General features: G+C 69.6%; 17 protein-coding genes. 3 read left to right on the forward strand and 14 right to left on the reverse strand.

The window, feature by feature from the left end; all coding sequences use genetic code 11:
* Window positions 1–111: 111 nt before the first annotated feature.
* On the reverse strand, window positions 112–1,473 hold the full coding sequence (pafA, locus tag ACIQNG_RS22520) for a Pup--protein ligase (protein WP_401429075.1): 1,362 nt from the start codon (window positions 1,471–1,473) through the stop codon (window positions 112–114).
* Between the two features lie 9 nt (window positions 1,474–1,482).
* A complete protein-coding gene (locus tag ACIQNG_RS22525) occupies window positions 1,483–2,742 on the reverse strand; it encodes an MFS transporter (protein WP_401487260.1) in 1,260 nt (419 codons plus the stop codon).
* A 97-nt stretch (window positions 2,743–2,839) separates the two neighbouring features.
* On the opposite strand from ACIQNG_RS22525, the gene ACIQNG_RS22530 reads away from it, so the two are divergent.
* Complete coding sequence (locus tag ACIQNG_RS22530; RefSeq protein ID WP_401429071.1) at window positions 2,840–3,883, forward strand: LacI family DNA-binding transcriptional regulator; 1,044 nt, start codon at window positions 2,840–2,842, stop codon at window positions 3,881–3,883.
* Window positions 3,884–3,951: 68 nt separating this feature from the next.
* On the opposite strand, the gene prcA is transcribed toward ACIQNG_RS22530, so the two are convergent.
* The 9 genes from prcA to ACIQNG_RS22575 form a co-directional block, all read right to left on the reverse strand.
* On the reverse strand, window positions 3,952–4,818 hold the full coding sequence (gene prcA, locus ACIQNG_RS22535; protein ID WP_401487262.1) for a proteasome subunit alpha: 867 nt from the start codon (window positions 4,816–4,818) through the stop codon (window positions 3,952–3,954).
* A gap of 60 nt (window positions 4,819–4,878) precedes the next feature.
* Window positions 4,879–5,724: a proteasome subunit beta gene (prcB, locus tag ACIQNG_RS22540; RefSeq protein WP_401429066.1), complete on the reverse strand. Its 846-nt coding sequence runs from the start codon at window positions 5,722–5,724 to the stop codon at window positions 4,879–4,881.
* On the reverse strand, window positions 5,676–6,296 hold the full coding sequence (locus tag ACIQNG_RS22545) for an endonuclease VII domain-containing protein (protein ID WP_401487494.1): 621 nt from the start codon (window positions 6,294–6,296) through the stop codon (window positions 5,676–5,678). The genes prcB and ACIQNG_RS22545 overlap by 49 nt, the downstream gene beginning before the upstream one ends.
* A 36-nt stretch (window positions 6,297–6,332) precedes the next feature.
* The gene (locus ACIQNG_RS22550; RefSeq protein WP_401429063.1) at window positions 6,333–6,551 is read right to left on the reverse strand and encodes a ubiquitin-like protein Pup; all 219 of its coding nucleotides are present in this window, start codon (window positions 6,549–6,551) and stop codon (window positions 6,333–6,335) included.
* Between the two features lie 180 nt (window positions 6,552–6,731).
* Window positions 6,732–8,243, reverse strand: a complete 1,512-nt coding sequence (gene dop / locus ACIQNG_RS22555) for a depupylase/deamidase Dop (protein WP_401487265.1) — start codon at window positions 8,241–8,243, stop codon at window positions 6,732–6,734.
* A 233-nt stretch (window positions 8,244–8,476) separates the two neighbouring features.
* Window positions 8,477–10,243, reverse strand: a complete 1,767-nt coding sequence (gene arc, locus ACIQNG_RS22560) for a proteasome ATPase (RefSeq protein WP_401429058.1) — start codon at window positions 10,241–10,243, stop codon at window positions 8,477–8,479.
* A 783-nt stretch (window positions 10,244–11,026) separates the two neighbouring features.
* On the reverse strand, window positions 11,027–11,608 hold the full coding sequence (locus ACIQNG_RS22565) for a hypothetical protein (protein WP_401487267.1): 582 nt from the start codon (window positions 11,606–11,608) through the stop codon (window positions 11,027–11,029).
* Window positions 11,609–11,861: 253 nt separating this feature from the next.
* Window positions 11,862–12,767 (reverse strand): tRNA (adenine-N1)-methyltransferase, encoded by a 906-nt coding sequence (locus ACIQNG_RS22570; protein WP_401429054.1) that lies wholly within the window; start codon window positions 12,765–12,767, stop codon window positions 11,862–11,864.
* Window positions 12,768–12,813: 46 nt separating this feature from the next.
* Window positions 12,814–14,715 (reverse strand): site-2 protease family protein, encoded by a 1,902-nt coding sequence (locus ACIQNG_RS22575; RefSeq protein ID WP_401487269.1) that lies wholly within the window; start codon window positions 14,713–14,715, stop codon window positions 12,814–12,816.
* 345 nt (window positions 14,716–15,060) lie between these two features.
* Between ACIQNG_RS22575 and ACIQNG_RS22580 the strand changes: the two genes are divergently transcribed.
* Window positions 15,061–16,044, forward strand: coding sequence for a RecB family exonuclease (locus ACIQNG_RS22580; protein WP_401487271.1), 984 nt, complete (start codon window positions 15,061–15,063; stop codon window positions 16,042–16,044).
* A 14-nt stretch (window positions 16,045–16,058) separates the two neighbouring features.
* Complete coding sequence (locus ACIQNG_RS22585) at window positions 16,059–16,730, forward strand: response regulator transcription factor (protein ID WP_020141342.1); 672 nt, start codon at window positions 16,059–16,061, stop codon at window positions 16,728–16,730.
* A gap of 122 nt (window positions 16,731–16,852) precedes the next feature.
* Here the strand turns inward: ACIQNG_RS22585 and ACIQNG_RS22590 are convergent, their stop codons facing one another.
* From ACIQNG_RS22590 to ACIQNG_RS22600, 3 genes are all read right to left on the reverse strand, one after another.
* Entirely contained in the window at window positions 16,853–18,430 is a 1,578-nt protein-coding gene (locus ACIQNG_RS22590) for an ABC transporter substrate-binding protein (protein WP_401487273.1), read from the reverse strand.
* Window positions 18,431–18,609: 179 nt separating this feature from the next.
* Window positions 18,610–20,214 (reverse strand): ABC transporter substrate-binding protein, encoded by a 1,605-nt coding sequence (locus tag ACIQNG_RS22595; protein ID WP_401487275.1) that lies wholly within the window; start codon window positions 20,212–20,214, stop codon window positions 18,610–18,612.
* 445 nt (window positions 20,215–20,659) lie between these two features.
* A complete protein-coding gene (locus tag ACIQNG_RS22600) occupies window positions 20,660–21,358 on the reverse strand; it encodes an HAD family hydrolase (protein WP_401487276.1) in 699 nt (232 codons plus the stop codon).
* Between the last annotated feature and the right edge of the window lie 318 nt (window positions 21,359–21,676).

Raw genomic sequence — 21,676 nt, forward strand, 5'->3', positions numbered from 1 at the left:
TCGATCGATCTTGTGGTTTGCGTGCGCGCAACTCTACGACGTGAGCAGGGCGCCGTACGGGAAACGTACGGCGCCCGTGTTGCGTTCCGGCTGCACACCGGAACCTCCGGCTCACATCCCGGCGATCAGCTTCTCCACCCGGTCGTCGACCGAACGGAACGGGTCCTTGCACAACACCGTGCGCTGCGCCTGGTCGTTGAGCTTCAGATGCACCCAGTCCACCGTGAAGTCCCGGCGCTGCTCCTGGGCCCTGCGGATGAAGTCACCGCGCAGCCGGGCCCGAGTGGTCTGCGGCGGAACGGACTTGCCCTCGAAGATCTTCAAGTCGTTGCAGATCCGCGCGGCTTGTCCCTTGCGCTCCAGGAGGTAGTACAACCCCCTGCGGCGGTGGATGTCGTGGTAGGCGAGGTCTATCTGCGCCACGCGCGGATGCGACATCGTCATGTTGTTCTTGGCCCGGTACCGCTCGATGAGCTTGTACTTCATCACCCAGTCGATCTCGGTGCCGATCCGGTCCAGGTCCTCCGACTCGATCGAGTCGAGCGTACGGCCCCACAGCTCCAGGACCTGCTCGACGGTGCCCGTACGGATACCGCGGCGCTCACAGAAGTCCACGGCCTTCTCGTAGTACTCGCGCTGCACCTCCAGGGCGGACGCCTCACGGCCACTGGCCAGACGCACCTTGCGCCGGCCCGTGATGTCATGACTCACCTCACGGATCGCCCGGATCGGGTTCTCCAGGGTCAGATCACGCATCACCGTGCCCGCCTCGATCATGCGCAGCACCAGATCGGTCGCGCCGACCTTCAGCAGCATGGTCGTCTCGGACATGTTGGAATCGCCCACGATGACATGCAGCCGCCGGTAGCGCTCCGCGTCCGCGTGCGGCTCGTCGCGAGTGTTGATGATGGGACGGGAACGCGTCGTCGCCGAGGAGACGCCCTCCCAGATGTGCTCGGCGCGCTGACTGACGCAGTACACGGCACCGCGCGGAGTCTGCAGCACCTTGCCCGCGCCGCACAGCAGCTGACGGGTGACGAGGAACGGGATCAGAATGTCCGCGAGCCGGGAGAACTCCCCGTGCCGGGCCACCAGATAGTTCTCGTGGCAGCCGTAGGAGTTTCCCGCCGAGTCGGTGTTGTTCTTGAAGAGGTAGACGTCGCCCGCGATTCCTTCCTCGTGCAGGCGTCGTTCGGCGTCCACCAGGAGTCCTTCGAGAATGCGCTCGCCGGCCTTGTCGTGGGTGACCAGCTCGGTCACGTTGTCACATTCGGGTGTCGCGTATTCCGGATGTGACCCGACGTCCAGATACAGCCGGGCGCCGTTCCGCAGAAAGACATTGCTGCTGCGGCCCCATGACACGACACGGCGGAAGAGGTACCGCGCCACCTCGTCAGGCGACAGGCGGCGCTGTCCCCTGAACGTGCACGTGACGCCGTACTCGTTCTCCAGCCCGAAAATGCGGCGGTCCATGACTGAACATTACGCCCGTTCCCCTGAACTGAAACGGGGTTCGGCGGCACGGTTTGGATCATTTTCGGATACGGCCGCAATCACCCCTTCCCTGGCGGGAGCTGCGAGGACCCGCCCGGTGGCCAGCAGGACCAGCAACGACACCGCCCCCGCCAGCGCCGGGACCGCGAAGCCCCACCGCGCCCCACCGTGCTCGACCACCGGCCCGGCCAGCCCCGTACCCACCGAGGCACCCACCGTGAAGGTCGTCACCAGCCACGAGAACGCCTCCGTCACCGTCCCCTCCGGAGCGTGCCGGTCCACGATCACGAACGCGCACGCCAGCGCCGGCGCCAGGAACACACCCGCCACCGCCGTCAGCCCCGTCATCGCCACCGGGCCCGGGATCAGCAGCAGCGGCAGATAACACACCGCGAGCAGCGCCACCAGCACCCGCAGCCGCCGCTCCGGCACCCCCGACCACTGCCGCGCCCCGTACACCGTGCCACCGACCAGCGCGCCCAGCCCCAGCCCCGCCATCAGCCAGCCGTAGACCACATCACCGCCGCGGTCGTCCGCGTACGACACCGCCGCCACCGTGATCGAACCGAGCGCCATGCCCACGAACAGGAACCCACCCAGCAGCGCCAGCAGCCCCGGCGAACGCAGCGCGCCCAGCCAGTGCGCCTCTCGCGGCGCCGAACGCCACGCGCGCGACGGCGGCGTCACCACCACCGACAGCGCCCCGAGCACCCCGATGACGTTCAGCACCAGCAGCGCGGCCTGCGGCGACCACAGCGACACGCACAAGGTCACCAGCAGCGGGCCGACGGTGAACATCACCTCCTGCGCCACCGCGTCCATCGCGTACGCCGCGTGCACCTGGTCCGGCCGGCGCAGCACGGACGGCCACAGCGCCCGCAGGCCGCCCTCCAGCGGCGGTGTGAACAGCCCCGCCACCACCATGCAGACGTACGCGAGCGGCAACGGCCCGATCCCGGTGAACGCGAAGACACCCATGGCAGCCGCCGAGACCAGTACGGCGGGCAGCTGGACCCGCGGCTGCCCCAGCAGATCCACCAGCCGGCCCAGCAGCGGCTGACCGACCGCGTTCGCCACGCCGTAGACCGCCGCCAGCGCCCCCGCCAGGCTGTAGGAACCACCCTCCGCGCGGACGAAGAGCAGGATCGCGATCGGCGCCGTGGCGTTCGGCAGCCGCCCCACCAAGGTGCCCGCGAGCAGCCTCGCGGCGTACCGCGTCCTGAGTATCTCCAGATAGCCCGTGGCCATCGCGCACCTCTCCGAACCGAAGTGTTACGTATAACGTCGCGGGTCATACGTACCATGTGCGCTGTCCGGACGTCCACACAGAAGGAGCAGGCGCACGGTGGCAAACGCCAGCACACGCCCCACCAGCCGGGACGTCGCCCAGGCCGCGGGCGTCTCCCAGGCGGCCGTCTCCCTCGTCCTGGGCGACAAATGGCGCGGCCGGGTCTCCGAGACCACCGCCGAACGCGTCCGCGACGCCGCCCGCCGGCTCGGCTACCGCCCCAACCTCGCCGCCCGCAACCTGCGCCTCGGCCGCACCCGCACCATCCTCCTCGTCGTCCCCGCCCTCACCACCGAGTTCTTCGCCGGCGTCTACACCGGCGCCGCCCGCATCGCCGCCCAGCACGGCTTCGGCGTCGTCCTCTACCCCTCCCCCGAGGGCATCGGCCCCGCCCGCGACCCCTTCGCCTCCGCCCAGGCCGCCCTCGACGGGATCCTCGCCTCCTCCATGGCCGCCGACGCCCTCACCGCCCTGCGCGGCGGCGACCAACTCCCCCTCGTCATGCTCGACAGCGACCCCGACGGCAGCCTCGGCGCCGCCACCGTCAACCTCGACATCGCCGACGGCGTCCGCCAGGCCACCGACCACCTGCTCGCCCTCGGCCACCGCCGCATCCTGCACCTCGCCGCCGACATCGCCTCCTGGACCTTCGACGTACGCGCCCGGGAACTCGCCCTCCGCACCGCCGACGTCCCCGGCACCACCGTCCGCACCGTCCGCGCCGGCCTCGACATCGACGCCGCCCGCGCCGCCACCGAGACCGCCCTCACCGCACCCGGCCCCCGCCCCACCGCCGTCCTCTGCGACGACGACAAACTCGCCGCCGGCGCCTACAAAGCCGCCCGCCGCCTCGGCCTGCGCATCCCCGACGACCTCTCGGTCACCGGCCTCGACGACCTCGCCCTCGCCACCGCCATCGACCCCGAACTCACCACCGTCCGCCTCGACGCCGAACTCTTCGGCGAACGCGGAATGCAGGCCCTCCTGGCCGTCCTCCAAGGCCACGAACCCCCCGCCGGGGACATCCCCGTCGAACTCGTCCTCCGAGGCTCCACCGCACCACCGAAGGCCCCGGACAGCACACCGCCGCGCACCCCCTGACAAGGGGCGCGCGGCGGGTGGCTGAACTATCTGACGGAACCGATCGGCCGGACTCCCGACCTGACGCGCTACTCGTCCCCGGAACCCGAAGAGTCCGAGGAACCGGAGGAACCGGAGGAACCGGAGGAACCGGAAGAACCCGAGGACCCGGAGGAACCCGAGGAGCCCGACTCCGACGAACCCGACTCCGAGGAGTCCGACGCCTCCGCGGCACCGCTCTCCTCCGAGGAACCCGCACCCGCCTCCAGCAGACGAGCCAGCTGAGCACCGGTGATCCGCCGGAACTTACGCTTCTGAGGCCGCGTCCGATCCAGCACCGCGACCTCCAGACGCCCGGCCGGAATCTCCCGCTGCGTGCCGTTGGACTCACGCGAGAGCGCCTGCACCGCCAGTTTCAGCGCCTCGGCGAGCGTCATACCGTCCTGATGGCGCTGGTCCAGGTAATTGCTGATCAACTCGGCATTGCCGCCCACCGCGACCGAACCGTGCTCGTCCACGATCGACCCGTCGTGCGGCAACCGGTAGATCTGATCGCCCTCGGCCGTCTCCCCGACCTCCGCGACGACCAGCTCCACCTCGTACGGCTTCTCCGCCGCACTGGAGAAAATGGTGCCCAGCGTCTGCGCGTACACATTCGCCAGACCCCGCGCCGTCACATCGTCACGGTCGTAGGTGTAACCCCGCAGATCGGCGTAACGGACACCGCCGATGCGCAGATTCTCGTACTCGTTGTACTTGCCGGCCGCGGCGAAGCCGATCCGGTCGTAGATCTCGCTGAACTTGTGCAGCGCACGGGACGGATTCTCACCGACGAACACGATGCCGTCGGCGAACTGCAGCACAACCAGGCTGCGGCCCCGGGCGATGCCCTTACGGGCGTACTCGGCCCGGTCGGCCATGGCCTGCTGAGGTGAGACATAGAACGGCGTCGACACCGGTTATCCGTCCCTTTCTGTGGAGGTCACTCGATCACCTGGACAGGAAGCGCAGCCCGGCTACAGCAGCGCGGCCCGCGGACCGTCCGGCTGCTCCAGCCGCCGCTCCAGCACCGAACGGGCGATCTGCGCGGACTCCACCTCGGTCAACCTGCGGAAACCGTCATCCGTGATCACCGTGACGATGGGGTAGATCCGGCGCGCCACATCGGGACCACCGGTCGCCGAGTCGTCGTCGGCCGCGTCATAGAGGGCCTGCACCACCAAGGTGGTCGCCTGCTCCTCGTCGAGATCCTCACGGAAGAGCTTCTTCATGGCACCGCGCGCGAACACCGAGCCGGAGCCGGTGGCCGCATAGCCCTGCTCCTCGGAACGGCCACCGGTGACGTCGTAGGAGAAGATACGCCCCTTGCCGCGGTCCACGTCGTACCCCGCGAAGAGCGGGACCACGGCGAGGCCCTGCATGGCCATACCGAGATTGGAGCGGATCATCGTGGACAGCCGGTTCGCCTTGCCCTCCAGGGACAGCTGAGCGCCCTCGACCTTCTCGAAATGCTCCAGCTCCAACTGGAAGAGCTTGACCATCTCCACCGCCAGACCGGCCGTACCGGCGATCCCCACCGCCGAGTACTCGTCGGCCGGGAACACCTTCTCGATGTCCCGCTGCGCGATCACATTCCCCATCGTCGCCCGGCGGTCACCGGCCAGCACCACACCGCCGGGGAACGTCACCGCCACGATCGTCGTCCCGTGCGGGGCCTCGATGGCACCCTGCACCGGAGGCAGCTTGCGGTTGCCGGGAAGAACCTCCGGCTGGTGCTCCGACAGGAAGTCCACGAACGAGGACGACCCGGGCGTCAGGAAGGCAGCTGGTAGACGCCCCGTGCCACGAGTGTTGGCTTCCACGAGTTTCCTTCCAGATAGGCGGCAGCGCGACGGACCGCGTCGGGATCGTCTCCCAACTTGCCGATGGCCGAATTGCAGTTGAAGCACAGTACGCCACGGACCTTACCCGTCTTGTGGCAATGATCCACATGAATGGGCGGAGCCTTCAGGCAGATCACACACAGCCCCATCTGAGACGCGACCATCGCATCACGCTCAGCTTCGGTGAGGCCGTAGCTGCGTTTGAGGTGATCCTGACGCCCGCGTACGGCCCGACACGCCTTGCAGCGCGTCGACAGCCCGTCGGACGCCGTCGCGTTGCGATGCCACTCGCTGTGGGGCTTGATCTCTCCGCAGCTCCGGCAGAACTTGTGTCCCTCGGGCACATGAACCTTCTCCCGGACCGTCTTTCCCAGAGCCGCCCGGCGGCGCCGGTAGTGCGTCGCGCCGTACTCCGCCACGCACTCCCGGCAGTCCACCTGAAGGCCATCACGCCTGTTCCGATCCCGCGCGAAAGCTGCGAGGGGCAGCTCCCGCCCACACTTCCTGCACGGCTTCGCGGACGGCTCCTCCGCCACGCCTTCCTCCCCCATCATCTTCATTTCGAAGGCAAAGCGTCAGATCTGCCTCTACTCCCCACCTTTTTGCACGAAGGAGCGCACGAAGTCCTCGGCATTTTCCTCAAGTACGTCATCGATTTCGTCCAAGACGGAATCGACGTCGTCGTTGAGCTTCTCCTGGCGCTCCTTGAGGTCTTCGGAGACCTGCGCGTCCTGCGCCTGCTCCTCGACCTCCTCGTTGGAGCGTGTCGCCTTCTGCTGTCCGCCGCCGGTGTCCTTGGTCGCCATCACCCTCACCCCGCTCGGTTCGCCCGACAAACTCGGCATTGCTGCCGATCGGTCATGATCAGACCCTACTCGCCGGGTCTGACAACGGCCCCGTAGTTCTTCCAACGTACGGGGGCCATCTCGATGATTCCCTGGCGCGCGGATTTCCACCCTGCGCACCCGGGGTGCCAGGGGCTCGGTTCAGCCGCCGGAAAGCACCTTGACCAGGTCTTCCGCGGTCCGGCAGCGGTCGAGCAGCTCCTTGACGTGATTACGCGTTCCGCGAAGCGGTTCCAGGGTTGGGACCCGCTGGAGGGAGTCCCGGCCCGGTAGGTCGAAGATCACGGAGTCCCAGGAGGCGGCGGCGACGTCGTCGGCGTACTGCTCCAGGCAGCGCCCGCGGAAGTAGGCGCGGGTGTCCTCCGGTGGCTTGCCGATGGCGCGCTCGACCTCGGTCTCGTCCAGGAGCCGTTTGATGCGGCCCCGGGCGACGAGGCGGTTGTAGAGGCCCTTCTCGGGGCGTACGTCGGCGTACTGGAGGTCGACGAGCTGGAGGCGGGCGGCGTCCCAGTCGAGGCCGTCACGGCGTCGGTAGCCCTCCATGACCTCGCGTTTGGCGACCCAGTCCAGTTCGCCGGAGAGGCTCATGGGGTCGGTCTCCAGACGGGTGAGCACGTCCTCCCAGCGGGTGAGCACGTCCCGGGTCTGTTCGTCGGCGTCGGCGCCGTAGCGTTCTTCGACGTACTTGCGGGCGAGTTCGTAGTACTCCATCTGGAGCTGTACGGCGGTCAGGGTGCGACCGCTGCGGAGGGTGACCAGTCGTTTGAGGGTCGGGTCGTGGGAGACCCGGTGGAGGGTGCGGACGGGCTGGTCGACGGCGAGGTCCACGGCGATGAAGCCGTCCTCGATCATGGACAGGACCAGGGCGGTCGTGCCCAGTTTGAGGTAGGTGGAGATCTCCGAGAGGTTGGCGTCGCCGATGATGACATGGAGTCGGCGGTATTTCTCGGCGTCGGCGTGGGGCTCGTCCCGGGTGTTGATGATGGGCCGTTTGAGGGTTGTTTCCAGGCCGACCTCGACTTCGAAGTAGTCGGCGCGCTGGCTGAGCTGGAAGCCGTGGTCGTGGCCGTCCTGGCCGATGCCGACGCGGCCGGCGCCGGTGAAGACCTGGCGGGAGACGAAGAAGGGCGTGAGGTGGCGCACGATGTCCGAGAAGGGGGTCTCCCGCTTCATCAGGTAGTTCTCGTGCGTGCCGTAGGAGGCGCCCTTGTTGTCGGTGTTGTTCTTGTAGAGGTGGATCGGCTGGGCGCCGGGGAGCTGGGCGGCTCGTTCGGCGGCCTCGGCCATGATGCGTTCGCCCGCCTTGTCCCAGAGGACGGCGTCGCGGGGGTTGGTGACCTCGGGGGCGCTGTATTCGGGGTGGGCGTGGTCGACGTAGAGCCGGGCGCCGTTGGTGAGGATGACGTTGGCGAGGCCGATGTCCTCGTCGGTGAGCTGGCTGGCGTCGGCGGACTCGCGGGCGAGGTCGAAGCCCCGTGCGTCCCGGAGCGGGTTCTCCTCCTCGAAGTCCCAGCGGGCCCGGCGGGCGCGGTGCATCGCCGCCGCGTAGGCGTTGACGATCTGGGACGAGGTGAGCATGGCATTGGCATTGGGGTGGCCGGGGACGGAGATCCCGTACTCCGTCTCGATGCCCATTACTCGCCGTACGGTCATGCGGCCCTCCTTGCCCGGCAGCGCCCTCGGTCGTGGGCGTCGCTCGCGTACCGCTGGTGCTCCGGTGCTTGTGCGGTGCCCGTCCCCGCACTGCGCGACCCGGCGGTACGGAAGAGCCTAGAACGGCTTTGCGCTGGTGTGGAGATCATTTGCGTCATTGCCTGCTCCAGCCGTGGCCTGAAAAACAGTCGGCTGCGGGTACCCGGTGAGGGCACCCGCAGCCGCCCTGCTTTTTACAGGTACTGTCCGGTGTTCGCCACCGTGTCGATGGAGCGGCCGGTGTCGGCGCCCTGCTTTCCGGTGATGAGGGTGCGGATGTAGACGATCCGCTCGCCCTTCTTTCCGGAGATACGGGCCCAGTCGTCCGGGTTGGTGGTGTTGGGGAGGTCCTCGTTCTCCTTGAACTCGTCCACGCAAGCCTGGAGGAGGTGGGAGACGCGGAGGCCCTTCTGGTTGTGTTCGAGGAAGTCCTTGATCGCCATTTTCTTGGCGCGGCCCACGATGTTCTCGATCATGGCGCCGGAATTGAAGTCCTTGAAGTAGAGGACTTCCTTGTCGCCGTTGGCGTAGGTGACTTCCAGGAAGCGGTTTTCCTCGGATTCGGTGTACATGTGTTCCACGGCCGTCTGGATCATGCTTTCGACGGTGCCGCTCCGGGAGCCGCCGTGCTCGGCGAGGTCGTCGCCGTGGAGCGGGAGGCGCTCGGTGAGGTACTTGCCGAAGATGTCCTTGGCGGCTTCGGCGTCCGGGCGCTCGATCTTGATCTTCACATCGAGGCGGCCGGGGCGCAGGATGGCGGGGTCGATCATGTCCTCGCGGTTGGAGGCGCCGATCACGACCACGTTCTCCAGGCCCTCCACGCCGTCGATCTCGGCGAGGAGCTGGGGGACGATGGTGTTCTCCACGTCCGAGCTGACGCCGGAGCCGCGGGTGCGGAAGAGGGATTCCATCTCGTCGAAGAAGACGATGACGGGGGTTCCCTCGCTGGCCTTCTCGCGGGCACGCTGGAAGACGAGGCGGATCTGCCGCTCGGTCTCGCCGACGTACTTGTTGAGCAGTTCCGGGCCCTTGATGTTGAGGAAGAAGCTCTTGCCTGCGGCCTGGCCGGTGACTTCGGCGACCTTTTTGGCCAGCGAGTTGGCGACGGCCTTGGCGATGAGCGTCTTGCCGCATCCGGGGGGTCCGTAGAGCAGGACGCCCTTGGGCGGGCGCAGTTCGTGCTCCTTGAACAGGTCGGGGTAGAGATAGGGCAGCTCGACCGCGTCGCGGATGGCCTCGATCTGGTTGCCGAGGCCGCCGATGGCCTCGTAGCCGATGTCGGGGACCTCTTCGAGGACGAGTTCCTCGACCTCGCTCTTGGGTACGACCTCGTAGACGTATCCGGAGCGGGGTTCGAGGAGCAGGGCGTCGCCGGGGCGGATGGTGACGTCCAGCAGGGGCTCGGCGAGCCTTACCACTCGTTCCTCGTCGGTGTGCCCGAGCACCAGGGCGCGCTCGCCGTCCTCAAGGATCTCCTTGAGGGTGACGATGTCGCCGACGCGCTCGTACTTCATGGCCTCGACCACGTTGAGCGCTTCGTTGAGCATGACTTCCTGGCCGCGGCGCAGTCCGTCGAGCTCGACGCTCGGGCTGACGTTCACCCGGAGTTTGCGGCCTCCGGTGAAGATGTCGGCCGTGCCGTCCTCGTTGGCCTCCAGGAAGACTCCGAAGCCGGCCGGTGGCTGTGCGAGCCGGTCGACCTCTTCCTTGAGGGCCACGATCTGGTCGCGGGCCTCGCGGAGGGTGTTGGCCAGTCGTTCGTTCTGGGCGGAGACACCGGCCAGGTTGGTCTGCAGCTCGACGATCCGCTCCTCGAGAATCCTCGTGTGTCGCGGAGAGTCGGCGAGCTTGCGTCGCAGGACGGCGATCTCCTGCTCAAGGTAGGCAATCTGCCCTGCCGGGTCGTCGGACCCGCGTCCCGGGCGGATGCCGCGGTTCATGTCGTCGTCGTGGGCTGCCACGGTCCTCACCTCCTCCAAGGGGAGCTGGACGCTTCCAGACCCTACCTGGGTGGGTGTCGATTGAAACCCCTAGATCACAAAGACTGTCAAGGTGTGTCGTCGGTCACCCTGCGCTCTCCCTCACGCCGTCTGGATACCCACTCAACGCCTGACAGAAGCGGGCTGTTCCAAGTCGAGAGCTGTCAAAACCCTTCGCGATGGGCAGGAGTTGCCCACGCGGGCGGCCGGACTGCCTGCGTCGAGGCGGTTTCGGGTGGGTGCGTGGCGGGGGTCGGGGGGTGGTGGGGCGGGGTGCGGGCGGGTCGCGGTGGGCGCGGGTTCCCGCTCGGCGGGTGGTGACGGAGCGTGGTCACGCGCGCGGCGGGTGGGTGCGGGCCGGGCGCGGTTCGGGCGGGGTTTCAGCGGTGGGCATAGAGGGTGGTGTCGGGCTTGGTGGGTGCGGCGGCGGGGGGTGAGGTGTAAGCGGAGGGGTACCCTCGGTAACCATGACGCTCGTGCGGGTGCGTGGGGTGTGCTGGGCTGTGGTGGGGCTGGGGCTGGGGGGTGTGGGGGTGGCGGGTGTGCGGGGCTGCGGTCCGGCGGGTGTGCGGGGCGCGCTGGGTGGGGGTGCTCCGGCAGGCTGCGGGTCCCGCTGGGTGCGAGTGGCTCGCCGGGTGGGTGTCCCCGCCGGGCGGGGTGCGTCCCTGCCGGCGGGGTGTGTCTTCGCTGTGGGGGTGTCTCGCTGGGCTTCGCGAGGGGCAGGGCTGTGTGGGGTCCGGTGTCGGTCCGGTCGGGTCGCGGGGGTCAGACGCTGCGGGTGCCCGAGGACTCGGAGCGGAGGAAGGATCCGTCCTTCCACTCCCACTTCGGGTGCTCGGTGACATCGGGGCAGCAGGTGGGTACGTCGGAGGCGGAGTAGCCGAGCAGGGTGGCGTACAGGGCGCCGTCGCGTATCGCGAACTCCTTGACCTTGGAGCGGTCCTTGGGGTCGACGAGGGTGGCGACGACGCGTGGCCGGTTCGCGTCCGTGCCCTGGGTGAGGACGTACACCCCGTCGGGGGGTGTGCTCATTCCGGCGTCGCAGTGCACCACGGCGACGGTCTCGGGGCGGCCGTCGCCGTCGAGGTCGCCGGAGGTCTGCCGTGCGACGACGGGGTCGACGGGTCCGCAGTCGATCGGGAAGGTGACGCCCTCGGTGGACGGGGGCGCGGCGGCGGGCGCGGGCCGGGGTGCGCGGTCCTGTGGTGCGGCGGCGGTGGCCGCGTCGGGCTGCATCAGCGAGGAGAGGGCGACGACACCGGCGAGCGCGGTCGCGGTGGCGAGCCAGTGGATGGGGCGGGTGTGTGCGTGGGCCTGGGCCAGTTCCGGGACGGCGGATTGCTGCACGAGGAGTGTCTCCTGTGAGGGCTGTGCCGGTGGGGTGGCCAGCATGGTGCCACACGTCGCGGTGCGGGGGAACGGCGGGGTGGGTGTGGCCGGTGGGGAGCTGACGTGGTGTCGGCCTCGACGGCGTGGCCCCGTGGGTGCAACGAAGGGGCGCCGCGTCCGAGTTCCCTGTCGGGGACGGGAACGGGGGCGCGGCGCCGGGTCGTTGAGGGGGTGGGTCGGGCGGTGGCGTGGGCCGTGGTGCCCGGCCGGGTCAGCGTCCGGTCATGCCGCCGTCGGCGTTGGGGCCGGAGTAGTCCTCGCCGTAGGCGCCCTTGGCGGGGCGGCGTCGGCGCATGGGCGGCTCGACGCCGTCGGCGAGGCGGCGGGCGGTGAGGAGGAAGCCGGTGTGGCCGATCATCCGGTGGTCCGGGCGGACGGCGAGGCCCTCGATGTGCCAGTTACGGATCATCGACTCCCAGGCGGTCGGCTCGTTGAAGGAGCCGATCTCGCGGATGGACTCCACGGTCCGGGCGAGCTGGGTGGTGGTGGCGACGTAGCAGCAGAGGATGCCGCCGGGGACGAGCGCCTTGGAGACGGCGTCCAGGCATTCCCAGGGGGCGAGCATGTCGAGGATGACACGGTCGACGTCGGTGTCGGACAGGTTGTCCTGGAGGTCGCCGACGGTGAGCTGCCAGGCGGGGTGGGGGCCGCCGAAGTAGCGTTCCACGTTCTGCTGGGCGATGTCGGCGAAGTCGGCGCGGCGTTCGTAGGAGTGGAGCATGCCCTGGTCGCCGATGGCGCGCAGCAGGAAGCTGCTGAGCGAGCCGGAGCCGACGCCCGCCTCCACGACGCGGGCGCCGGGGAAGATGTCGGCGAAGGCGAGGATCTGTCCCGCGTCCTTCGGGTAGACGACGGCCGCCCCGCGGGGCATGGACAGGACATAGTCGGGGAGCAGGGGGCGCAGCGCGAGGTAGGCGACGTTTCCGGTGGTGCGGACAACGCTGCCTTCGGGTGCGCCGATCAGTTCGTCGTGCGGGAAGGAGCCCTTGTGGGTGTGGAAGTTCTTCCCGGCTTCGAGTGTGAACGTGTAGTGACGGCCCTTGGGGTCGGTCAGCTGAACCTGGTCCCCGACCTTGAAGGGCCCGCGCCTGCGGGCGGCACCGGTCGGTTCGGACATGTGACCAGCCTACCGGCCCCGGGGCGGGCCGCCGACCACGGCGTCCTTAGGGCCTGGCCATGGCTCTGACGAAGGCGCGTTCGACGTCGGCGGCGGAGAGGACGCCGTAGATCTCGCCGGTCTCCTCCACGACGAGGTACTCGGTGGCGGGGGTGGCGCGCAGGGTCTCCAGGAGGTCTTCCCCGGCCAGTTCGGCGGAGACGCGCATGCCGTCGGTGAGGTCGTGGGCGAGGCCGCTGACGGGGACCCAGGGGCGGCGGTGTTCGGGTACGCCGACGATGGCGGCCTCGCGGACGAGGGAGAGGGGGTTGCCGTCGCCGTCGACCACGACGAGGGCGCGGGCGCCGGAGGCGTTGGCGCGGCGCAGGGCCTCGGAGAGGGGGGTGTCGCTCTGGACGGGGACGGCGCGGCGGGTGAGGGTGCGGGCGCGCAGTTCGGGCAGGTGTTCGCGCAGTCGGGCGACGCGGAGGCTGTTGCCGGCGCCGGTCCAGATGATCGCGGCGAGGATGGCGGCCAGCAGGGCGTCCATGACGGTGTCCATGCCGACGTTGTCGGCGGCGCCGCTGCCGAGGGCGCCGGACTGGGTCAGCAGGGGCAGGCCGATGAGGACGGAGACGGCGAGGGCGCGGCCGACCCAGGCGGCGGCGACGGTGCCGCTCATGGGGCGGCCGGTGATCTTCCAGACGACGGCGCGGAGCATGCGTCCGCCGTCGAGCGGGAGGCCGGGCAGCAGGTTGAACGCGGCGACGATGAGGTTGGAGATCATCAGCCCGGCGAGCAGGACGCCGGGGACGGTGCCGGGTTCCACGACCTGCATGGCGAGGTAGAAGAGGCCGCCGAGGACGAGGGAGAGCAGGGGGCCGACGAAGGCCAGGACGAATTCCCTGCCGGGTGTCTCGGCTTCCTTCTCGATCTCGGAGACCCCGCCGAAGAACTGGAGCTGGATGCGGCGGACCGGGAGTTTGAAGCGGAGCGCGGCGACCGTGTGGGCGAGTTCGTGGACCAGGACGGAGGCGTAGAACGCGACGGCGAAGAAGAGGGAGACCAGGTAGCGCGCGCCGCCCAGTTCGGGCAGGACGCGGTCGAGCTGTCCGCCGAACACCCAGGTGATCAGTGCCGCGACGAGGAACCAGCTGGGCGCGACGTACACGGGTACGCCGAAGGGGCGCCCCATGAGCAGTCCGCCTCCGGGACCCGGGGGCCGTTTCGGGGGGCGTCCGTCGGTGGTGCCGGTGTGTGCGTGGGCGTGGGCGCGATCGGGGTGCGTGTCGTGGCCGGCACCGGGGGTCTTGGAGAGGTCGGGGGGTGCGGCGGGGCGGTTGTCCGACGCCGGTGCGGCGGGGTGGGTGGGCTGGGCCGGTGAGGGAGCTGCGGGGTGGGTGGGCTGCGCCGGTGAGGGGGCTGCGGGCTCGGCCGGCCCCGCGGGCTCGGTGGGCTCAGCAGGCACCGGTGCCGTGGGCTCGGTGGGCGTCTCCGGTCCGGAGGAAGGCTTCGCGGGCTCGGATGAGCCCACCGGTTCCGGGGCTGTGGGATCGCCGGGAGCAGCGGACTGCGGCGGCTGTGGGGCCGTGGGATCGGCGGGCTGCGTCGGCGCTGGTGTCGCGGGATCGCCGGGCTGCGTCCGCTGTGGGGCCGTGGGCTTCGCGGGGTCCGGTGACTCCGGGGTGGCGGGCTCGGCCGGGGTCGGAGGGTGGGGCTCCGTGGGGGTGGCCGGTGGGGTGGGGGCGGGGGGCGGCGACGACGGGGCCCGCTTCTGCGACGGGGCGTCGGTGGCGGGGTCCGGGTGGTCCGTGCCGTCCGCCGCCCGGGCCGCTGCATCCCGCTCCGTCGGTTCGGGGGCCGGGTCGGGGCGCGGGTGGTCGGAGTCAGGTGCCGTCGGCGCCGTGGGGGGCTCGGTCGGCTCTTCGTTCTCCGACCGCGGCTGCCGGCTCCCGCCGCTCTCGTCCACGATGTCCCCTCGTTCGAAGCGTCTTCCGCTCCTGCGGGGCGGAAGGGTCCTGAGGTCGATGGTATGCGGCCGGGGCAGCGCACCACGCCCCGGCACCCCTTCGGTTTCCCCTCCCGGCGACGCCCGTCGCCTTTCGTCGCTCCCGTCGCCGCGTGACCCTCGCGTCACCGTCCGTCGCCCCCCTCTTCCGGTCTTCCGCTGTTCCGCGCCTCCGCCGACGCCACTCGTCAGCTCTGGTCTCGGCCCCTCGCCTACCCTCCCTCCGCGCGATCTTGCACAGCCCCTCCCCCGCCCCTGGGCGACGCGGGTGGGTCACTGTCAGTGGTGGGTCGTATGGTCTGTGGCATGGAGAGCAGCAGCGGGGGCGACGGGACGGGCCCCGACGGCGGTACGGCGAGGGCGGCGACGCTGGTCGTGGACGCGGGGGGCGACCAGGTGACGGGAGGGGCGGAGGCGGCGCCGGGGGCGCGGTCGGTCGTCATAGCGCCGTCGTCGCTGTCCCCGTCGCGCGCCGGTGATTTCATGCGGTGTCCGCTGCTGTACCGGTTCCGGGTGATCGACCGGCTGCCGGAGAAGCCGTCGGAGGCGGCGACCCGGGGGACGCTGGTGCACGCGGTGCTGGAGCGGCTGTTCGACGCCCCGGCCGGGGAGCGTACGGCGCCGCGGGCGAAGTCGCTGATCCCGGGCCAGTGGGACCGGCTGCGGGAGAGCCGTCCGGAGCTGGCGGAGCTGTTCGCGGACGACCCGGAGGGCGGCCGGCTGGCGCGGTGGCTGACCGAGGCGGAGCAGTTGGTGGAGCGCTGGTTCTCGCTGGAGGATCCGACGCGGCTGGAGCCGGCCGAGCGGGAGCTGTTCGTGGAGGCCGAGCTGGAGTCGGGGCTGCGGCTGCGCGGGATCATCGACCGGGTGGACGTGGCGCCGACGGGTGAGGTGCGGATCGTCGACTACAAGACGGGCAAGGCGCCCCGGCCGGAGTACGCCGAGGAAGCGCTGTTCCAGATGAAGTTCTACGCGCTGGTGGTGTGGCGGCTGAAGAAGGTCGTGCCGCGGCGGTTGCAGCTGGTGTATCTCGGCAGTGGTGATGTGCTGACCTACGATCCGGTCCTCGCCGATCTGGAGCGGGTGGAGCGCAGGCTGCTGGCGCTGTGGGAGGCGATCCGGCAGGCGACCGAGACCGGGGACTGGCGGCCCCGGCAGACCCGGTTGTGCGGGTGGTGCGACCACCAGGCGGTGTGTCCGGAGTTCGGTGGCACTCCCCCGCCGTATCCGCTGCCGGTGAGGGCGGCCGACCCGGGTCCGGACGAGCAGGGCAGAATGGGGCCGGACTAGCGAAGGAGACTTACGTGGCCATCCGCGTCCTACTGGTCGACGACCAGCCGCTGCTGCGCACCGGCTTCCGGATGATTCTGGAGGCCGAGCAGGACATCGCGGTCGTCGGTGAGGCCGGAGACGGCCTTCAGGCCCTCGACCAGGTGCGTGCTCTGCAACCCGATGTCGTGCTCATGGACATCCGTATGCCGCGGATGGACGGTGTGGAGGCGACCCGCCAGATCACCGGTCCGGGGCGGGACGGTCCGGCGAAGGTGCTGGTGCTGACCACTTTCGACCTGGACGAGTATGTGGTGGAGGCGCTGCGGGCCGGTGCCAGCGGCTTCCTGTTGAAGGACGCTCCGGCCAATGAGCTGGTGCAGGCGATCCGGGTGGTGGCGGCCGGTGAGGCGATGCTGGCGCCGAGCATCACCCGGCGGCTGCTCGACAAGTACGCCACGCATCTGCCGTCGGGGGACGAGCCGGTGCCGGACACCCTGCACACCCTCACCGATCGTGAGGTGGAGGTGCTGAAGCTGGTGGCGCGCGGGCTGTCGAACGCGGAGATCGCGGCCGATCTGTTCGTCAGTGAGACGACGGTCAAGACGCATGTGGGTCATGTGCTGACCAAGCTGGGGCTGCGGGACCGGGTGCAGGCGGCGGTGTACGCGTACGAGAGCGGTCTGGTGCGGCCGGGCGCGCAGTAGCGTCGTCGCGGGCCGGAGCGGCGCGCGCGGTGCGGTGCGAGCGGCGCGCGGTGCGAGCAAGGGGAAGGGCGCCTCGTCCAGGGATGAGGCGCCCTTCTCATGTGTGTGCCGGGTGGTGTCGGTCAGCTCTTGCTGATCTCCCAGAAGCGGAACACCGTGGACGCGTCCAGGCAGTACTCCAGGCCGTAGACGCCGTCGCGGACGACGGCGTACTGCTTGGCCTGCCAGACCGGGATCATGGGGACTTCCTGGGCGACCAGGTCCTGGAGCCGGCCGTAGTCGGCGTCGGTGGCGGCGCGCTCGCTCTCGGCGGCGGTGCGCGGGATCAGGGTGCCGGTGATGGTGTCGTTGGTGTAGTTGTTGCCGAGGACGTTGCCCTCGCCGAAGAACGGGGCGGTGAAGTTGTCGGGGTCGGGGTAGTCCGGGACCCAGCCCTTGACGTAGACGCCGTACTTGCCGTCGGCGATGTCCTTCTCGTACTGGTCGAAGGGGACGGACTTGACCTCGGCGTCGAACAGGCCGCTCCTGTTGAGCTGGCCGGCGATCGCCTTGAGTTCCTGGTCGGTGGCGGGGCCGTAGCGCGAGGGGGTGGACCAGAGGGTGAGGTCGACCTTCTCGGTGATGCCGTCCGCGACGAGGGCCTGTTGGGCCTTGGTCTTGGAGGGGCTGGCGCCGTAGGTGTCGAAGAAGGCGGTGTTGTGGCCGCTGATGCCCGCCGGGATGATCGAGTACAGGGGGGTGGCGGTGCCCTCGTGGACCTCTTCGACCAGGGCTTCGCGGTCGAGGAGGTGGGCGATGGCCTTGCGGACGCCGAGTTGTCCGGTGACGGGGTCGTCCATGTTGAAGACGAGGTGCTGGACCTCGGCGCTGCTGCCTTCGACGACTTCGGTGCCGGTGCCGTCGGAGGTGCGGTCGATGTCGGCGATGTCGCCGGCGCTCAGTCCTCGGTAGGCGACATCGACGTCGCCCTTCTGGAGGGCCTGCTTGAGGGCTTTCTGGTCGCCGTCGAAGAAGGTGAGGGTGACGCCCTCGTTGTCGATCTCGGCGGTGCCCTTGTAGTGCTCGTTGACGGAGAACACGGCCCGGTCCTCGGTGAAGGACTCCAGCTTGTAGGGGCCGGAGCCGACCGCTTCGCCGTCCTCGCGCAGTCCGCCGGAGTCGTACTGGCGGTGGTCCACGATGGAGCCGGCGCCGGACGCGATCTTGCTGGGGAAGGTGGCGTCGGCGGTCTTGAGGTGGAAGAGGACGGTCTTGTCGTCGGGGGTCTCGACCCGGTCGAGGGTCGGGAACATGACGGCGGGCCCGTCGGGGTCGTCGATCTTCAGCAGACGGTCGAAGGAGTACTTGACGTCCTTCGAGGTGAGCGCGTCACCGTTGCTGAACTTGAGGCCGTCCTTCAGGGTGCATTTGTACTGCTTGGCGGAGGCGTCCGTGAAGGCGCAGCTCTCCGCGGCCTCGGGCTGGGGCTCGACGCCGCCCTTGGGGAAGCTGAGCAGTGACTGGAAGACGTTGTTGAACAACAGCCATGAGCCCGGGTCGTAGCCGGAGGCCGGGTCGGTGGCGAGGACGTCGTCGGACATGCCGATGACCACGTTGCCGTCGTCTCCCCCGGCGCCGTTCTCCGTGCCGCACGCGGTCAGCAGACCGCCGGCCAGTCCTGCCACGATCGGCAGGACGGGCCACTGGTTGCGCTTGTTCACCTGTGAGTGCCTTGTCGTCGTTCTTGTCGGACCTGTCGGCGTGCTGTGCGCTCCGGCCTGCACCCGCCGGGACGCGAAGACCGGGCCGGCCCGGGGGCCGGCCCGTGAGGGTTCCGTCGCCGGCCTGGGTCACCGGCGGTTCGCGGTTCCGCTCCGGCCGACAGAGCCGGGGCGGAGGGTCAGCCGCCCACTCCGCGGTTCAGCTCCCACAGCTGAAGGGTGGAGGAGGAGTTGACGACGTAGGCCGTGCCCGTGATGTCGTCGCGGGCGGCGACATACTGCTTGCCCTGCCAGAGCGGGAGCAGGGGGACGTCCTCGGCGACGATGTCCTGGATCTCGGTGAGGGGGTCGCTGGCGGCGAGACGGTCGGCCTCGCGGCGGGACTGCGGGATCAGGGAGTCGATGATCCGGTTGTTCGCGTAGGGCGAGTTGAGGAAGTTGTCCTCGTCCAGGAAGGGGGCGATGAAGTTGTCGGCGTCGGGGAAGTCGGGGAACCAGCCCATGCCGTAGACCTCGTAGGAGCCCTTGCGTTCGGCGGGGACGAAGGCGTCCCAGGCGGTGCCCTTGATGGTGACGTCGAACAGGCCGCTGTCGTTGAGCTGCTTGCGCAGCAGTTCGAACTCCTGCTGGGTGGCGGCGCCGTAGTGGTCGGTCGTGTAGTTCAGGGTGAGTTTGACCGGGGTGGCGACGTTGGCGTCGGTGAGCAGGTTCTTGGCCTTGGTGACGTCGGGGTCGCCGTACTTGTTGAAGAACGAGTTGGAGTGGCCGGTGATGGCAGCCGGGACCATCGAGTACAGCGGCTCGGCCTGGGTGCCGTAGACCTTGGAGACGAGGGCGCTGCGGTCGATGAGCTGGGCCATGGCCTGGCGGACGGCCTTGTCGCGGACGGTGGCGGCGTCGGTGTCGAAGCCCAGGTAGCGGATCTCCAGGCCCTGGATCTCGACGAGTTCGATGTCGGTGTCGGCGCTCTCGGAGAGCTTCTGGATCTGCTCGGGGGACATCGAGCGGGTCATCACGTCGATGTCGCCCTTCTCCAGGGCGCCGCCCATCGTGTCGGCGTCCTTGAAGGAGCGCAGGTCGACCTTCTCGTTGTTGACCTTGAGGGAACCCTTGTAGTGGGGGTTCTTGGTGAACGCGGCGGAGACCATCTCGCCGTCCTTCACCTCGGGCTTGAGGGTGTAGGGCCCGGAGCCGGAGATCTCGAAGCCGTCACGGAGCTTGTCCTTGGCGTAGTCGTCGGGGTTGACGATGCCGGCGACGGGGGTGGAGAGCTTGTACGGGAAGGTGGCGTCGGAGGTCTTGAGGTGGAAGATGACCTCGCGGTCGCCGGAGGTCTCGACGGTGTCGATGGTCGAGAGCAGGGCGAAGACGCCGCTGTCGGCCTCGATGGCGCGGGCCCGGTCGACGGAGTACTTGACGTCCTCGGCGGTGACGGTGCCGCCGTCGGAGAACTTCAGTCCCTCGCGCAGCTTGCAGACGTAGCGTTCGTTGCCGGTGTCGGTGAACCGGCAGCTCTCGGCGGCCTCGGGGACGGGTTCGCCCTCGCCCCGGGGCTGGATCATGAGGGTCTGCACGGTCTGGCGCAGTACGTTCCAGCTGCCGACGTCGTAGGAGTAGGCGGGGTCGACGGGCGCGGGTGCGTCCTTGGTGGCGATGAACCGGTCGGTGGTACCCGTGACGATCGCGTCGCCCCCGTCGCTGCCGCCGTCGGATCCCCCACAGGCTGCCAGCGCCGGGACGAGCAGACCGGCCACGGCCGGCAGCACCAGAATCTTGCGGTTCATGCTCGGGTTTCTCCAGGGCGTCGGGTCCGTGCATCACGCATGCAGGGGTGTCGCAGCGGAGCACGGGGGAGGGAGTGAGGGTCTCGTCACGAGATTAGTCGGCGCTCGCACCAGGGCCGTCGGCCCGTGGAGTTGAGGCCCCATCACGCTGCGAAACCGGGTGTGGACGCATTGAAAACCCGACAGCGGAAGGATTCGTGCAGGATTTCACCAATCGGGACACAAAGGCGCCTCGACGGCGGCCCGGCGGAGGCGACATGGGGGCGGAAGGCACAGCGGTGACACCCTGTCGAGCCCCTGTGGAGTGGCGAACCTCACACCCTCAACCAGAGATGTGAACACCGGAATTCAGTCATCCGGGCGAGGGGAATTCATAAGGACGAGAGAGCGTGGAATTGTGCCGTCCAGGCCGTCGTACGCTCCGTGAACAGTTGGGGCATTTCTGTCATCGGGTGGCCATCAGGCCATGCAGAAATGCCAGGTTCACCTCTTCCAGGGAGTTCACCACGGTGCGTCGGGCGGCGGGTGCGATGGGGGCGACGGAGGGCACGGCGACGACATGGCAGCCGGCCGCCTCGGCGGCGGCGACACCGGTCGCGGTGTCCTCGATGACCGCGCATCTGGCCGGATCCACTCCGAGCCCGACGGCGGCGTGGAGGTAGGGGTCGGGGTGGGGCTTGGTGCGCGGCACCTCGTCGCCGGCGACGGTGAGGGCGAAGTGCTGGGGACCGAGCGAGGTGAGGACACGGTCGATGATGCGCCGGTGGGAGGCGGAGACCAGGGCGGTGGGGACACGCTGGGCGGCGAGTTCGGCGAGCAGCCGGGCGGCGCCGGGCATCAGGGGCACGGCGCGGTCGATCCGGTCCTCGAAGCCCTGGTTGAGCAGGATGGTGAGGTCGGCGAGCGCGATGTCGGCGCCGGTGGCCTCGATGAGGAACCCGGCGCTGCGGGTCATCGGGCCGCCGACGACGACATGGCGCCAGGAGTCGTCGAGGGCGTGGCCGAGGCCGGCGAAGACCTCGACCTCGACGTCCCACCAGAAGCCCTCGCTGTCCACCAGGGTTCCGTCCATGTCGAGGAGCACGGCCTGCAAGCCCGATCCCTCGGCCGTACGGGTGCCGAGGGCGGGGACGGTGGTCGTCATGCGGCGTACCTCCTTGAGGGACGACCAGGCCGGTTCCCGTGCGGGGAACCGGCCTGCGATGGACCGACCAGTGTACGTCGCCTTCGGCCGGAGTGCCGGGTGAGCCGGTCCGGGGCCGTGCGGGCCGTTGCCGTGGCGGTGGCCGTGGCCGTGGCCGTACGGGCGGTGCGCGGGTGGGCCGTGCGGGCCGTGCGGGCCGTGGGCGTACGGACGGTGCCGCGGGTGGGCCCGGGACCACGACCCCGCGGACGGTGCGCGGGGTCGTGCGCGGGCGGCCCGGCGCCACGGCGGGGGAGGCCGCTCCCTCACCGTGGGTGA

The organism is Streptomyces sp. NPDC091377 (assembly GCF_044757045.1).
Classification (GTDB): domain Bacteria; phylum Actinomycetota; class Actinomycetes; order Streptomycetales; family Streptomycetaceae; genus Streptomyces.